This window comes from Neisseria sp. P0001.S007, from assembly GCF_051963655.1.
Lineage (GTDB): Bacteria > Pseudomonadota > Gammaproteobacteria > Burkholderiales > Neisseriaceae > Neisseria > Neisseria subflava_A.
The window spans coordinates 1-273 of the sequence record NZ_JBQCUB010000044.1 but is presented as its reverse complement, the minus strand read 5'-3'; the positions used below and the strand labels follow the sequence as shown (position 1 = coordinate 273).

Genomic DNA, 273 nt, shown 5'->3' with positions numbered 1-273 from the left:
ATCTCTGGCTGAAGTGGGTAATTGAACACCACAACATCGCCTCGTGCAATGTTGCCGACAGTGATAATGACCTTATTCAAAATCGGCAGGCGGAAACCGTAAGAGAATTTGTTCACCAAGATAAAATCGCCTTTGACCAAGCCCGGACGCATGGAGCTGGACGGACTTTGGAACGGCTCGGCAATAAAGCTGCGCAACACACAGATAACCAAGATGATGGGAAAAAAGCCGCCCCTGTAGTCGGTAAAATGCGCATTGTCTTCGCGGGTCGCG

Annotated in this window: 1 protein-coding gene; it reads right to left on the bottom strand. The window is 50.2% G+C overall.

Annotated elements, in window-relative coordinates; genetic code table 11:
• The coding region (gene lepB, locus ACTHRE_RS11140) for a signal peptidase I (protein ID WP_440345283.1) at positions 1-273 on the bottom strand (273 nt) is incomplete at both ends.